Annotated in this window: 16 protein-coding genes and 1 pseudogene; 7 read left to right on the forward strand and 10 right to left on the reverse strand. The window is 65.3% G+C overall.

The annotated features are described in order from the left end of the window. Nucleotides 1–10 precede the first annotated feature (10 nt). Nucleotides 11–760, reverse strand: a complete 750-nt coding sequence (locus AB0L63_RS20655) for a hypothetical protein (RefSeq protein WP_364503083.1) — start codon at nucleotides 758–760, stop codon at nucleotides 11–13. A gap of 158 nt (nucleotides 761–918) precedes the next feature. Between AB0L63_RS20655 and AB0L63_RS20660 the strand changes: the two genes are divergently transcribed. Beyond that, a complete protein-coding gene (locus AB0L63_RS20660; protein ID WP_364503086.1) occupies nucleotides 919–1,935 on the forward strand; it encodes an NADP-dependent oxidoreductase in 1,017 nt (338 codons plus the stop codon). A gap of 68 nt (nucleotides 1,936–2,003) precedes the next feature. Here AB0L63_RS20660 and AB0L63_RS20665 read toward each other — a convergent pair whose 3' ends face one another. The 3 genes and pseudogenes from AB0L63_RS20665 to AB0L63_RS20675 all read right to left on the reverse strand — a co-directional run. Beyond that, entirely contained in the window at nucleotides 2,004–2,363 is a 360-nt protein-coding gene (locus tag AB0L63_RS20665; RefSeq protein WP_364503089.1) for a hypothetical protein, read from the reverse strand. A gap of 59 nt (nucleotides 2,364–2,422) precedes the next feature. Next, complete coding sequence (locus AB0L63_RS20670; RefSeq protein ID WP_364503444.1) at nucleotides 2,423–2,752, reverse strand: SAM-dependent methyltransferase; 330 nt, start codon at nucleotides 2,750–2,752, stop codon at nucleotides 2,423–2,425. 15 nt (nucleotides 2,753–2,767) lie between these two features. Beyond that, a pseudogene (locus AB0L63_RS20675) lies at nucleotides 2,768–2,977 on the reverse strand (SAM-dependent methyltransferase); the annotation flags it as partial. A gap of 218 nt (nucleotides 2,978–3,195) precedes the next feature. On the opposite strand from AB0L63_RS20675, the gene AB0L63_RS20680 reads away from it, so the two are divergent. Together AB0L63_RS20680 and AB0L63_RS20685 are read left to right on the forward strand one after the other, a co-directional pair. After that, the gene (locus AB0L63_RS20680) at nucleotides 3,196–3,471 is read left to right on the forward strand and encodes a hypothetical protein (RefSeq protein ID WP_364503447.1); all 276 of its coding nucleotides are present in this window, start codon (nucleotides 3,196–3,198) and stop codon (nucleotides 3,469–3,471) included. 123 nt (nucleotides 3,472–3,594) lie between these two features. Beyond that, complete coding sequence (locus AB0L63_RS20685) at nucleotides 3,595–4,590, forward strand: aminotransferase class I/II-fold pyridoxal phosphate-dependent enzyme (RefSeq protein WP_364503092.1); 996 nt, start codon at nucleotides 3,595–3,597, stop codon at nucleotides 4,588–4,590. A 118-nt stretch (nucleotides 4,591–4,708) separates the two neighbouring features. On the opposite strand, the gene AB0L63_RS20690 is transcribed toward AB0L63_RS20685, so the two are convergent. Then, complete coding sequence (locus AB0L63_RS20690; protein ID WP_364503095.1) at nucleotides 4,709–5,749, reverse strand: PDR/VanB family oxidoreductase; 1,041 nt, start codon at nucleotides 5,747–5,749, stop codon at nucleotides 4,709–4,711. Continuing rightward, on the reverse strand, nucleotides 5,749–6,036 hold the full coding sequence (locus AB0L63_RS20695) for a hypothetical protein (RefSeq protein WP_364503098.1): 288 nt from the start codon (nucleotides 6,034–6,036) through the stop codon (nucleotides 5,749–5,751). The genes AB0L63_RS20690 and AB0L63_RS20695 overlap by 1 nt, the downstream gene beginning before the upstream one ends. A gap of 99 nt (nucleotides 6,037–6,135) precedes the next feature. On the opposite strand from AB0L63_RS20695, the gene AB0L63_RS20700 reads away from it, so the two are divergent. The 4 genes from AB0L63_RS20700 (at nucleotide 6,136) to AB0L63_RS20715 (ending at nucleotide 8,192) form a co-directional block, all read left to right on the forward strand. Next, a complete protein-coding gene (locus AB0L63_RS20700) occupies nucleotides 6,136–6,753 on the forward strand; it encodes a helix-turn-helix domain-containing protein (protein ID WP_364503101.1) in 618 nt (205 codons plus the stop codon). Nucleotides 6,754–6,942: 189 nt separating this feature from the next. Continuing rightward, a complete protein-coding gene (locus tag AB0L63_RS20705) occupies nucleotides 6,943–7,179 on the forward strand; it encodes a hypothetical protein (protein WP_364503104.1) in 237 nt (78 codons plus the stop codon). A 439-nt stretch (nucleotides 7,180–7,618) separates the two neighbouring features. Continuing rightward, on the forward strand, nucleotides 7,619–7,945 hold the full coding sequence (locus AB0L63_RS20710) for a hypothetical protein (protein WP_364503106.1): 327 nt from the start codon (nucleotides 7,619–7,621) through the stop codon (nucleotides 7,943–7,945). 79 nt (nucleotides 7,946–8,024) lie between these two features. Then, nucleotides 8,025–8,192, forward strand: a complete 168-nt coding sequence (locus AB0L63_RS20715) for a hypothetical protein (RefSeq protein ID WP_364503109.1) — start codon at nucleotides 8,025–8,027, stop codon at nucleotides 8,190–8,192. Nucleotides 8,193–8,395: 203 nt separating this feature from the next. On the opposite strand, the gene AB0L63_RS20720 is transcribed toward AB0L63_RS20715, so the two are convergent. Genes AB0L63_RS20720 through lpdA form a run of 4 tightly spaced genes read right to left on the reverse strand, consistent with a single transcriptional unit; the run spans nucleotide 8,396 to nucleotide 13,251 of the window. Continuing rightward, the gene (locus tag AB0L63_RS20720) at nucleotides 8,396–9,688 is read right to left on the reverse strand and encodes a dihydrolipoamide acetyltransferase family protein (RefSeq protein ID WP_364503111.1); all 1,293 of its coding nucleotides are present in this window, start codon (nucleotides 9,686–9,688) and stop codon (nucleotides 8,396–8,398) included. Nucleotides 9,689–9,699: 11 nt separating this feature from the next. Continuing rightward, complete coding sequence (locus AB0L63_RS20725) at nucleotides 9,700–10,683, reverse strand: alpha-ketoacid dehydrogenase subunit beta (RefSeq protein ID WP_364503114.1); 984 nt, start codon at nucleotides 10,681–10,683, stop codon at nucleotides 9,700–9,702. A gap of 42 nt (nucleotides 10,684–10,725) precedes the next feature. After that, complete coding sequence (gene pdhA / locus AB0L63_RS20730) at nucleotides 10,726–11,787, reverse strand: pyruvate dehydrogenase (acetyl-transferring) E1 component subunit alpha (protein ID WP_364503116.1); 1,062 nt, start codon at nucleotides 11,785–11,787, stop codon at nucleotides 10,726–10,728. 9 nt (nucleotides 11,788–11,796) lie between these two features. Beyond that, the gene (gene lpdA, locus AB0L63_RS20735) at nucleotides 11,797–13,251 is read right to left on the reverse strand and encodes a dihydrolipoyl dehydrogenase (protein WP_364503119.1); all 1,455 of its coding nucleotides are present in this window, start codon (nucleotides 13,249–13,251) and stop codon (nucleotides 11,797–11,799) included. Nucleotides 13,252–13,341 lie beyond the last annotated feature (90 nt).

Below are 13,341 nucleotides of genomic sequence, written 5' to 3' on the forward strand. Positions count from 1 at the left end.
TCTGCTTTCATCAGGGGTGCCAGGTGATCCGACCGCCCTGGAATTCCTGCGCCTTCCCGCCCTGGTAGTCGTATTCCTCGCCCGTCGGGAAGCCGTAGCGCCCGGATTCCGCGCCGTTGGACACCCACAGATCGCGGATCGCACCCCAGACGACATGTACACCGGAACGCGGGGACCAATAGATCGCGCCGCCCGGGAACAGGTTGTAGCGCCCGTTGTCCGCGCGTGCGGCCGACTCGTCGGTGAGCGGGAACCCGAGCGCGCCGCTCTCCCAACCGTAGGCTCCCCATTTATCGCGTATCGCGCCGCCGATCTGGTGCGCGGCGGTGCCGAGGGACCAGTAGATGGACCCGCCCTGGAAAACGTTGTAGGTGCCGGATCCCGACGGCGTGGATAGCTGACGGGTGACGGGGTAGCGCAGTACACCGGTCTCCCCGCCGAGGTCGCGCCACTTGTCGCGGATCGGGCCGCCGATCTCATTCGCGCCGGTATCGGGATGCCAGTAGATCGAGGCATTGCGCTCGAATGTCTGGTACCGGCCACCGTTGGCGGCGTCGAGTTCGGGTCCGGTCGGGTCGCCGAGCGCACCCGGGCCGCCCACCTGGTCGTATTCGACCTCGATGGCTCCGCCGACGTCGTAGGGACCGACGGGGCGCGCGGTCGCGGTGCCGAGGCCGACGCTCAGCAGCAAGGCCAGTGCGGCGGTGGTCGAGGTGAGCGCCGTCCGTGCAGGGTGTCCGATGCGAAATTGCGGTGCCAAATTAACTCCTGAGCAGGTCGTAGTCGAATACGAACTTCGGTGAAGCCGCGAACTGTCGTCAGAGGAGTCGACAGTCCTGTATCGGTGGCAGCGCGATATCCGTTAGCCGAATTAGCTATTCCATGCCTGGGCGAGTGGCTAGCGATAGGGTAAGCCATATGGTCGAGTCGACGAGGATTGTGCTGGCATCCCGGCCGGAGGGCGCACCGACCCCGGCGAATTTCCGCATCGAGACCACGACACTTCCCGCGCCCGGCGAGGGTGAGGTGCTGCTGCGGACCCGGTATTTATCCCTCGATCCATATATGCGCGGGCGGATGAGTGCCGCTGAATCATATGCGGCGCCGGTCGAGATCGGTGCTGTGATGGTCGGCGGCACCGTCGCCGATGTACTCGAATCACGCGCTCCGTCACTTACGAAAGGTGATGTGGTGCAAGCCTATTCGGGCTGGCAGACGCATCAGGTCGCGTCCGCGTCGGGACTACGCAAGCTGGATCCGGACAAAGCGCCGATATCGACCGCGCTCGGTGTGCTCGGTATGCCGGGGTTCACGGCGTATTCCGGGCTGCTGAAGGTCGGGCAGCCGAAGGCGGGGGAGACCCTGGTGGTCGCCGCGGCCAGTGGCCCGGTCGGCTCCGCTGTCGGCCAGATCGCCCGCATCAAGGGTCTGCGGGCGATCGGCATTGCGGGTGGCCCGGAGAAATGCGCCTATGTGCGCGAGGAATTGGGCTTCGATGCGGCAATCGACCATCGCGCACCGGATTTCGCCGATCGATTGCGTGCCGCCGTGCCCGATGGCATCGATATCTATTTCGAAAATGTCGGCGGTGCGGTGGCGGACGCAGTTTATCCGTTGCTGAATACCTATGCGCGCGTTCCGGTTTGCGGCCTGATTGCGAATTACAACGCAATCGGAACACCCGAGGGCCCGGATCGCCTGCCCGGCTTCTACGGTCGCATTCTGACCAAGAGTCTCACGGTGCGTGGATTCATTCAGACCGAATTCGTCCGGGAGATGTACAAGGATTTCCTGCGCGAGATGTCCGGCTGGATCGCCGAAGACCGGGTCCGCTACCGCGAGGACATTGTCGAAGGTCTCGAGCAGGCGCCGAAGGCGTTCATCGGCATGCTCGAGGGCCGTAACTTCGGCAAACTCGTGGTGCGGGTCGGGTAGCTCGGATTACACCGGCTGCGGCATGTGCACAACCACATCGCATATGCCTCACATCACACCCTGATTGCTCAGCCCGCGACGCTGCCACCGCCGATGCCCAGATAGACGATCATCATGGTGAACAAGAACCAGCCTCCGCCCTGCCAGATCGGCCAGCTCCGGCCGCGCCGCCATTCGCGATAGGTCTGCACGAATGCGCCGATGCCGCCGAGTATCAGCACCACGGTCGGTCCGGCCAGGACCGCGGCTTTCGCGGCGGTGTCACACAGCATGCTTTCCGCGGACGCGCAGGCCGCCCGGCCGGCCGCCCAAATCGCGGTAATCACGAAGACGGCCGCGGCCACCGCCAGCACCGCCGCCACATAGATAGCCACCCGGCGAAAGGTCCGGTCGTCCCCCGCCCACCGTTTCTCCAGATCGTTGACCATGATCGATCACCTCATGAGTGGGGTTGCCGACCGGCGTCGACCCAAACATCGGACGGCGATCAGGCCCTGCGGCCCACACCCGCCCAATACCACGCGGATTCCGGATCGGCGAGGACCGCTTGTGCTCGACCCGATAGGTCGCCGACCAATTCCGGATGCCAGGTGACGACGGGGACGACGCCCGGTTCGACGATCTCGGCTCCGGCGAACAGACTTTCGGGGTCGTCCCGGCTGCGCGGATTGAAGGAGATTCCGGCGGATTCGGCCGAGGCCACCACCCTGGCCATGGCGCGGGCGTCGAAATCGGCGGTCGGATGGGTGATCACGAGATAGCTGCCGGACGGGACGACGTAGCGCACCGCGCGGCCGGCCCGATTGTCGCGGGCCATAGTCTGGATGGCCGGAATGTGGGTGGCTATCGCGTCACCGAGTGCCCGGTCGGCCGGATAATTATCCTTTCCGCCTAGCCAATAATCGTAAACTCGAGCTTCATGGGCCACTTGTGTCGATTTTGGCCGGCAACCCAGTGGCGGTTTCGGCCCAGCTATCCGGCATGAAGATTCCCTCCTGTGACGGGGCGGGATGTCAGGTCCCGCAATCGCCGATCTGCCCACGGTCGGCGGCCCGCTCCGGCGAATTTTTCCCGCTCAGGATAGGCGTGGCGAATGCCCGGCAGGCCGGGATTCGAACCGCATCAGGGGATCGAATCCGGTGTGTCGGCCACGCCACATGATCTTGATGAGGTTGAATCTGTGGAGGTCGACGCGCTCTAGCGGTCCATTGCGAAGTCTTCTCCCAGCACCGGCATGCGACAAGGAGCATGAAAGTGAGCATGATTCTCGCTGCATTACACGACACTGTGCTAGCCGAGATCAGTAATCCGGAGCCCGAGGCGCCGCCGGTGGCGGACAAGCTGATGCAAATGGGCCGGTATTTCACCTGGCTGATTCAGTTGTCCGGGGTCACCGCCATTACCTATGGCGGTGGTCGGTTCGCCTGGGAGAAATGGTCCGGGGGTGGACTGCAGTCGCCGAAGATGATTGCCAGTGCGATGGCCGGTGGCGTGGTCGCGACCAGTGCGGGCACGATCATGAATGCGGTGATCTAACGACCGCGGAGCATGCGTTCGAATCGAGCGCCCGCACAGATAGCCGTGCGGGCGTTCGTCGTAGCCGTGGCATCAACGGAACCGTCCGGTAACCGTGGCGGACACTGAGCGAGGGGATTCGATATGTCGCCGACCTCGGAACTGGAGCATCGGCTTTCGCTAGATGAAAACCCTTATGGCCCTTTACCATCCGTGCGCGCCGCGCTGCGGGGCGCACGGCTGGCGGCGAACCGTTATCCGGAGTACCTGCCGCGCAGGCTGCCCGGAATGATCGCCGAGCAGCTCGGCGTACCGGCCGATCAGGTGGTGGTCGGCGCGGGTGCGACCGGGGTCATCAGGCATATCTTGCGCGAGTTCGTCGCGCCGGGCGATGGCGTGGTGATGGCGACACCGACCTTCGACGGATATCCGTTGCTGACCGAGACCATCGGCGGTCGGGTCGTGGAGGTTCCACTTACAGCGGACGGTCATCAAGATCTCGACGCCATCGGCGATGCCATCGATGCGCGCACGCGGATGGCTGTGCTGTGCAGTCCGCACAATCCGACCGGCACCTGTATCGGACAGGTGGAACTCGAGGGGCTCCTCGATCGGATCGATCCATCGGTCACGGTCGTGCTCGACGAGGCGTACATCGACTTCGTCGCGGAGGCGGATCGGGTGGCCGCGGCCGACCTGGTGGTGCGGTATCCTAATCTTGTTGTGCTGCGGACTTTTTCGAAGGCACACGGGTTGGCGGCGCCACGGGTCGGGTATGCGTTCGGAGCGGTCCCGGTGATTGCGCGGATTCGACGGCGGCAGTTGCCGTTCGGGGTGACCGCACCGGCTGAGGCCGGTGTGCGGGCCTGCTATGACGCCGAGGCGGAATTGACGGTACGCACCGCGGCGATCACCCGCGAATGTGGTCGGCTCACTACGGGGTTGCGCGAACTGGGCTTCGCGGTGCCGACGAGTGCGGCGAACTTCGTGTACCTCGGTTCCTGCGGTCCTGCCGAAATAGATCGGCTCCATGCGGCTTTCGTGCGAGACGGAATCCAGGTCAAGCAGTGCGGCATGGGTATCAGGATTACCGTCGGCGCTGCCGCGGCGACGGATGCGGTGCTTGCCGCATCGGCCTGAATTCCGATGCCGGGGAGTGTCGTCCGAGGCCGCCCGAGCCAAGGACTTTCGAATGCGATCCGCGCCAGCGCGGCCGTTGTGCCGGGTGGCAGTGGAACCGGGGTTGGCCGCCGGCCGTTCAGAGGTCGAGTACGAGTTCGTCGCTGACAGCGCGCGACACACACACCAGCATGTGATCGGCTCGTTCGGATTCGGCGAGCAGGCGGTCGCGGTGATCGACGGATCCGGCGGCCACGCCGACCTTGCAGGTGCCGCAGAAGCCCTGCTGGCAGGAGTAGGCGGTATCCGGGAGCCGACGGCGCAGCGCGGTCAGGGCGGTCTCGTCCGCGCCGACGCGGACCGTGCCGCCGGTGCGAGCGAGGGCGATATCGAATGCGCGGCCATCGGTGACCGGTAGCGCCGAGAAGCGCTCGGTGTGCAGCGATCCGGTCGGATTCAGCTCGAACATGCAGCGCTGCGCCGCCGCCAGCATCGGCGGCGGTCCGCAGACGTACACGGCTGCACCGGGTTCGGCGCGAGCAATGAGTTCGGCGATATCGGAGACACCGAATTCGTCGTCGGGACGGATATCCGCGTCGGGCAGTTCGTGCAGAAATGGCATGGTGTCGCGCGAGCGTCCGAGGTACACCAGTTGCCCGCGTGTACCCGCGGCCCGCACCATCGGCAGAATCGGTGTGATGCCGATGCCACCGGCCAGGAACAGATACGACGGGGCGTCGACGAAGGTGAATGCGTTGCGGGGGCCGCGAATGCGCAGCCGGTCATCGGTGCGCAGCGTCTCGTGCACCTCGCGGGAGCCTCCGCCGCCGTCCTGGATGAGTCGCACCGCGATGCGGTAGCGGAACCGATCCGACGGATCCCCGCACAGCGAATACTGCCGCTGCCGGCCGGAGGGCAGAAATACATCCACATGAGAGCCCGGTCGCCAGGTCGGCAGCGGGCCGCCCGCCGCAACGCGCAGCGTCAGACTCACCACATCATCGGTCTGGCGTTCGATACGCTCGATGCGCACATCGAGCTCGAATCCCGTGCGCCGCACCGGCTTCGGTTGCGACAGCAGTGGGGCGGCCCCGCCTTTCACGAAGACGCTCTTGTAGGCGTCCACGATCGCGCCGAGTACCCGCAGACTCATCGGCGTGCCATCGGTCGGCCTGCCCATCAGTGAACCGCCGCCCGAGCCGCGCGCGAGTGCCCGAGATACCGCAACGGCTTGCTCATCGGACCCAGCTGCGTGGGAGGGAAACCCGGTCGCAGACAGCGCGGGATTTCGGTCGTCCAGCTGGGGATCACACTGCGGCGGGTGGCACTGGCGAACTGCCGCAACCACAATCGGCCTGTGCCGGCCTCCGGATCCTTCCGTTCGAACTCGAAATGGACGTCGCTCGCATTGATCGCGTGCATGTCGTCGCGGTGGGTGCGCTTCGTCGCGTCCGCCGTGTCAGCCATGCCAGGACCGTACAGCGCCACAAATCTCATTGCAATGTGGCAGCATGTTCCGCCCATCGGCCACATTTCCGGCGTGGGCGGTCTGCTAGCGTCAATTGCGTGACGGCGTCGAGAACACCCCTGAGTCGCCACGATGCGTCCGATCTCGAGGCGCGGATCCTCGACGCTGCCTTGATCCAGTTCGCGAAGGTCGGCGTCAAGAAGACGACGATCGAGGATGTTGCCCGGCGGGCCGGGGTGGATCGGGTCACGGTCTACCGGCGGGTGGGTTCGCGCGATGATCTCGTGCAGGCGGTGATCAGCCGTGAGGTCGCGACCCTGCTGGCGGAACTCGGCGCAATGCCCGAACGTCACGACAGCATCGATGATCTCGTCGCCGATATATTCGTCACGGTCGTGACGGGCTGGCGCACCCACCCCATGGTCGAACGAATGCTCACGGTCGAACCCGAGCGGGTGATCATGAAACTCACCGTCGACGGCGCCACCACGTTCACCATGTGCGTCGCCGCAACCGCCACCATACTCGAAGGCGCGGTAGCGCGCGGACTCCTCGCCGACGCGGACGACTTGGGGATTCGTGCCGAAATCGTTTGCCGCGTAGTGCATTCACTCATCCTTGCCCCGCACGGTACGGCCCGGCTGGGGTCCGACGACGAGCTCGCCGCGTTCGCGCGCAGGTATCTGGTGCCGGTCGTCACCAACGCCCGCGGCTAGCGCGCACGTTCGGGCCGCCCGCGCGCCGCGTACTGGTGATCCACGGATGGCGGGATGGTTGTTCCCCTGCGTCGAGTCGATCGTCCGCTACTTCGCGGCCGGGGCCCATAAACCCTTCGCCTGTCTTCGCGTGCTCCCGCACCGCAACGATCCGGTCCATCCGCGGCGGCGTGTGTTGCTGATCATCTGGTGGCGCGGCCTCCGGCACCGGATCTGGTTGTGGCCGCGGTGCTGCTCGCTTTGGTGGCCAGTCGGGTACTCAGCCGCAGTACCTGGTTGTGGGCGGTAGCGGTGGCTTCGGACTGCGCGCTCGACTCGCGCAGCACACAGCGGCCGGTGCCGGCTACCACGTTGCTGAGTCAGGTGGAATTCGCCGTCCGCTACGACCGGGTAGCCACCGGGAGCTGGCCAGAGCGGCGATGCTGACGGTACGCAACGGCAGGCTGCTCGACACGACCATGTGGTCGATCGGCTGTGCCGGAACGTGTCGCGATCAGGCGTGGTCGCCGCTCAGCAAACGCGCCGCTTGATATCGGTTCGGTAACTTCGGCGTCTCCCCAACAGACGCAAGTGTCGCCGTGTAGGCAGTTATCCACCGAGGTCATGGATCAAATCCGTGCGCCAGGTCACGATTCGGTCTCGCGTGAGCGTGTGGAGTCGGATATCACATTCGGGCTTTTCTCGAAGCTGAATAACCGGCACGCTATCGATATCCAGTAGTTAGCAATCGTAGACGTGAGGGAGCGGCAGTCGCGCCGCATGACAGGACGGATCGGTCGCCGACCACGGCGATTACCCCGTGTTGCGCCATTTTCCATATCGAATCGCTACCGCGGTCGATCGCAGTGTCGGCCTGGAGAACGCTATGGCTATCCGAACCTCCATACCCAACTCCTTCGAGACAATCGATACGGGTGTTCCCGCCGCCCGACCGAGTTCGCGGGCCGCGGATCCGGCGCGGTCCACCCGTGCCGTTCTCGATGAGCAGCTCGCGCCGCTGAGGATCCCGGCACTGGTGGTCGGCGCACTGCTCATCTGCCTCGGTGTGGTGGCGCTGCTGCCGTTACCGGGATGGCTGCACGACTACGGCAGCTGGCTGGTCATTGCCGCTTACCTGCAATACATGGCCATGGCGACAACCGTGGAGGTGTGGGGTCTGCGCATGTCCAGGAAGAGTCGACGCCGCATGTGATACGGCTGCGATGCGGCGTGAGTTCCGGCGCTGTCGACTGTTCACCTTTCGGTCAGAGTATGCCGATAGTGTCTCGAAAATGACCGACGCCGCGACGCGGCAGCCATTGCTTGATTTCAGTGCGATCGGCGACCTCGAGCCCGCGGTCGAATTATTCGGCACCGTCGGTATCGTCGTCGACGATTTCGACGCCCGCGGTAGCTACGAGGCCGACAAACGCCTATTGCAGATTCCGGTTGCACTCTAAGCAACTGTCGCACCGGGACCGGACCGAGTGCGGTCAGCAGCGCCTCGCGAAGCACACCGCCATGGGTCGCCAGCGCGAACGGCGCGTGTGCTGCCGGCAGCCGATGGGCCGAGCGCATGAAGGCGACGTCGGTTGGCTCGCCGTACAGCAAGGCTGGATCGGGCGATTCGAGGTCGGGGCCCGAAGACGATGAGGTGGTCGAGTTAGGTGATGATGCGTAGGGGGTGCTCCAGAAGTTCGGTCAGTTGCTGGAGGAATCGTGCGGCGGTGGCGCCGTCGATTGCGCGGTGGTCGGCGGAGAGGGTGACGCGCAGGATGCTGCGGGTGATGACCTGGGTGTTGTCCAGGCGTAGTTCGTCTTTGGCGGCGCCGATGGCGAGGATGGCGGATTCGGGTGGGTTGATGACGGCGGTGAATTGTTCGATGCCGAACATGCCGAGGTTGGAGATGGTGAAGGTGCCGCCGCTCATTTCGTCGGCGCGGAGTTTGCGGTCGCGGGCGCGTTCGGCTTTGTCGCGGGTTTCGGCGGCGATCTCGGAGATGGGTTTGCGGTCGGCGTCGCGGATGACCGGGACGAGGAGTCCGGCGGGGGTGGCGACGGCGATGCCGAGGTGAATGCCGCGGTGCCGCAGGAGTTTGTCGTCGAGGATGGAGACGTTGACGGCGGGGTCGGTGCGCAGTGTTGTGGCGACGGCTTTGACGAGTAGGTCGTTGACGCTGACCTTGGTTTTGCCTGCCTGTTCGAGGGTGCGGTTGATCTCGGCGCGGAAGGCCAGCAGGTCGGTGACGTCGATTGCGCTGGTCAAGTAGATGTGCGGGGCTTGCTGTTTGCTTTGGGTGAGGCGTTTGGCCGATACCTGCTGGATGGTGCTGAGCGGGATCTCGTCGTAGTCGCCCGAGGTAGGAATCGCGGTAACAGCTGCGTCGGCCGAGGTATCGGGGGTGGATTCGATGGTGCGGTGGGCGGATTCGACATCGTGGCGGGTGATCCGCCCGCTGGGCCCGGTGCCGGTTACGGTGGCGAGGTCGATACCGAGTTCGCGGGCGATCTTGCGGGCCAGTGGTGAGGACTTCTCGCGGCGTCCGGTGTGGGTAGCCGCGGGAACAGTTCCGGCCGCGTCGATCGGATTATCCTGCGCACCAACGCTTCCCGACGGCGTTGGTGAAGTGGCCACACGCCCTTTCGCCGTATCACTCGATGCCGGACCACTTTCGGCAGGCGAGTCGTTCGATCCGCCGGAGCCGCCCGGTGTGGACCGGGTTCCGTCGCCGATCAGCGCGATTGTGTTGCCGATCGGGACTCGCGAGCCGGGTTCGAACAGGATCTGTTCGAGGATGCCGTCATCGTAGGCTTCGAGTTCCATCAGGGCTTTGTCGGTTTCGATTTCGGCGAGGATATCGCCGCGGTTGATCGTGTCGCCGACTTGCTTGAGCCAGGCGACGATGACGCCTTCCTCCATGGTGTCGGAGAGGCGGGGCATGGTGATGTCGGGCATGTGTTCTCTCCTCAGCGGCGTCGGCCGACGGCCGCGAGTGTTTCCGCGGCGGCGGTGTAGAGGGATTCGGCGGACGGCAGCGCGATCTGTTCGAGGGTTTTGGCGTAGGGCAGTGGTACTTCGGCTGCGGCGACTCGTCGGACGGGGGCGTCGAGGTAGTCGAAAGCGCCGTCGGAGATGGAGGCGGCGATTTCCGCGCCGATGCCGTAGGTGAGCCAGTCGTCTTCGGCGACCACGGCGCAGCCGGTCTTGCGTACCGAGGTGACAATGGTGTCGCGGTCCAAGGGGCGTAGGCTGCGCAGGTCGATGACCTCGGCCGAGATCCCTTCGGCGGCAAGGCGTTCGGCGACTTGGGTGGCGATCGTCGCCATTCGCGAGTAGCCGATGAGGGTGATGTCGGTGCCGGCGCGGGTGATCGTTGCCTTGCCGATCTGGGCGGGCGGAAGATTCTCGGGTACTTCGCCTTTGGTGTTGTAGAGGGCGAGGTTTTCCAGGAACAGTACCGGGTCGTCGTCTTCGATCGCCGCGCGCAGCAGTGCGCGGGCGTCGGCTGGAGTGCTGGGGGCGACGACCTTCAGTCCGGGTACGAACGCGTAGTACAGCTCGATGTTCTGTGAGTGGGTGGCGCCGAGTTGTTGGCCGCCGCCACCGGGAGTGCGGATCACCATCGGGACGCTGGTCTGTCCGCCGAACATGCCGTAGATCTTGGCGGCGTGGTTGACGATCTGGTCCAGCGCCAGCAGCGAGAAGTTGATCGTCATGAGTTCCACGACGGGGCGCAGGCCGAGCATGGCGGCGCCGATGGCCGCGCCGACGAATCCCTCTTCTGCGATCGGAGTGTCGCGGACCCGTTTATCGCCGAATTCGGCGAGTAATCCAGCGGTGATCTTGTAGGAGCCTTCGAAGATGCCGATCTCCTCCCCGATCAGCAGGACGTCGTCATCGCGACGCATCTCCTCGCGCAGGGTTTCGCGCAGCGCTTCGCGATAGGTCATGACAGGCACGGTGGTGTCCTCAGCGGTTTGCGGGAAGTGTTTTCAGAACAGCGGATCGGCTGGTAGCCGTCGGGACTCACCGGCCACCGGGGTGGCGTAGGTGTAATCGAACAGGCTCGCCGGCTCGGGATGCGGACTGGCGTCGGCGAATGCCACGGCGGCGTCCACCCCTTCGCGCACCTCGGCTTCCATAGCGGCAACGGTGTCCTCGTCGAGGACACCGGCGGCAATCAGCTCGCGCTGTAGCCGCGCGACCGGATCGGCTTCGTGTGCGGTCGAAACCGCTTCGGCGCTACGGTATTTCGCGGGGTCGACCACCGAATGCCCCTTGAGTCGGTGGCTGACGGCTTCGAGCAGGGCCGGTTTGCCCTCTCGGCGAGCGGCTTCCACCAGCTCGGTGGCGATATCCCGCACCGCGAGGACGTCGGTCCCATCGACTCGTTCGCCGCGCATCCGGTATGCGGTGGCCCGCTTGTAGAGGTCGGGTTCGGCGGAGGACTGTTCGACGGTGGTGCCCATGCCGGTCTGGTTGTTGATGACAACGAACACCACGGGCAGGCGCCACAGTGCCGCGATATTCAGCGACTCGTGGAATGCACCGATATTCGTTGTGCCGTCACCCATTTGGCAGACCACCACATCGTCGCCGCCGCGGTAGTCGATGGCCAGTGCGGCGCCGACGGCCAGCGGCAACTGGCCGCCCACGATGCCATAGCCGCCGAGCAGCCGGGTCGCGGTGTCGAACATGTGCATCGAGCCGCCCCAGCCTTTGGAGGTGCCGGTGGATCGGCCGTAGAGCTCGGCCATCACCCGGCCGGGTTCGATGCCTTTAGCGATCGCGTAGCCGTGTTCGCGGTAGTTGGTGAACAGGTAGTCGGTGGGGCGCATCGCTGCGGCGAGTCCGACGACGGTGGCTTCCTCGCCGAGGTTGAGATGGCAGTAGCCGCCGATCTTGGCCTGGGTGTAGCCCTGCGCGGTGCGCTCTTCGAAGCGGCGCACGAACAGCATGTCGCGGAAGTAGCCGCGCAGAGTATCGGGATCGGTGCCGGCGAATGCCTCGCGGGCTTTCGATGCGGTTTTCCGGGGGGCGGTCCTCGTGGTCACGGTGGCTCCTCAGCGTTTGCGTGGCGCGATGTGTACGGGCAGTCCGAGTCCGGCCAGTGCCGCCTCCATGCCGATTTCGCCGAGAGTCGGGTGGGCGTGGATGGTGTCGGCCAGTTCGTCGAGTGTCGCCTCGAGCGAAATCGCCAATGCGCCTTCGGTGATCAGGTCGCTCGCTGACGGGCCGATGATGTGCACACCAAGGACCTCCTGATGCTTTTGTCCAGCAACAATTTTCATGAAACCCTCGGTATCGCCGAAGGTCTTGGCTCGCCCCAGAGCCGCGAACGGGAAGCGCGCGGTGATCACCTCGTGCCCGGCGGCGCGGGCGGCGGCCTCGGTGAGTCCGACGCTGGCGATCTCCGGATGGGTGAACGTGGCCGCGGGGATCACTGTGTAGTCGATACGCGCCTGGTGTCCGGCGATCACGTCGGCGGCGGTGAGGCCCTGATGGGAGGCGACGTGGGCGAGTAGCGCCCGACCGGTCACGTCGCCGATGGCATAGACGTGTGCGGTCCCGGTACGCAACTGCTCATCGACGGTGATGAATCCGCGATCGTCGGTGGCGATTGCGGCGATGTCCAAGCCCAGGTCGGCGGTATTGGGCCGCCGACCGACACCGACCAGCACCACGTCGGCGTCCAGCTCATGCGCCTGCGGGCCGTCGACCGTCACGCGCAGTGCCTGATTCGACTGTTGCGCAATGGATTTCACCGTCGACCCGGTGCACACCGTGATGCCGCGCTTGGTGAAGGACCGGCCGAGCGCAGTCCCGATATCCTTGTCCTCCGCGGGAACGAGCCGGTCCTGCATTTCGACGATGGTGACCTCGGCGCCGAAGGTGGCGAACAGGCTGGCCCATTCGGCGCCGACCGCGCTGCCGCCGATGATCACCAGCCGCCGCGGCACCTCGGTCAGCCCGAACGCGCCATCGGAAGTGATCACCCCGGGCAGATCAGCGCCGGGAATCGGTAGCCGAGCCGGCACCGAGCCGGTCGCGATGATCACATCACGGCCGCTGACCAGCTGGATCGGCGTGGTCGGGGCGGCGGCGTAGCGCGGGCCCTCCGGTCCTATGGGGGAGGGACCCACCTCGTGCACCTCGACGGTGGTGGGATCGATGAAGCGGGCATGGCCATGGATGACCTTCACCCCGTTGGCGGCGAGCAAACCCGCGACACCGTTGGTGAGTTCGGTGACGATGCCGTCCTTGCGCTGGCGAACGGCGGCGAAGTCGTAGCGCACATTGTCGACATGGACGCCGAAATCCGCTGCGGCACTGACTGTCTGGAAAACCTCAGCGGATCGCAACATGGCCTTGGTCGGAATACAGCCCCAATTCAGGCATACCCCGCCCGGCCGTTCCTTCTCCACCAAACCGACCGTCAAGCCGTGCTGGGCCGCGCGGATGGCGGCCACATAGCCGCCGGGGCCGCCACCGACCACCAAAACATCGAAGTCCGGCACTCGTGGTGCTCCTCGTCTCGAACGATATCGACTCGGCACGGGTATGGCGCGAGTCATCATTGACGAGTCTCGTCACCACCCAGCGCACAA

Source organism: Nocardia sp. NPDC051990, from assembly GCF_040680755.1.
Classification (GTDB): Bacteria; Actinomycetota; Actinomycetes; order Mycobacteriales; family Mycobacteriaceae; genus Nocardia.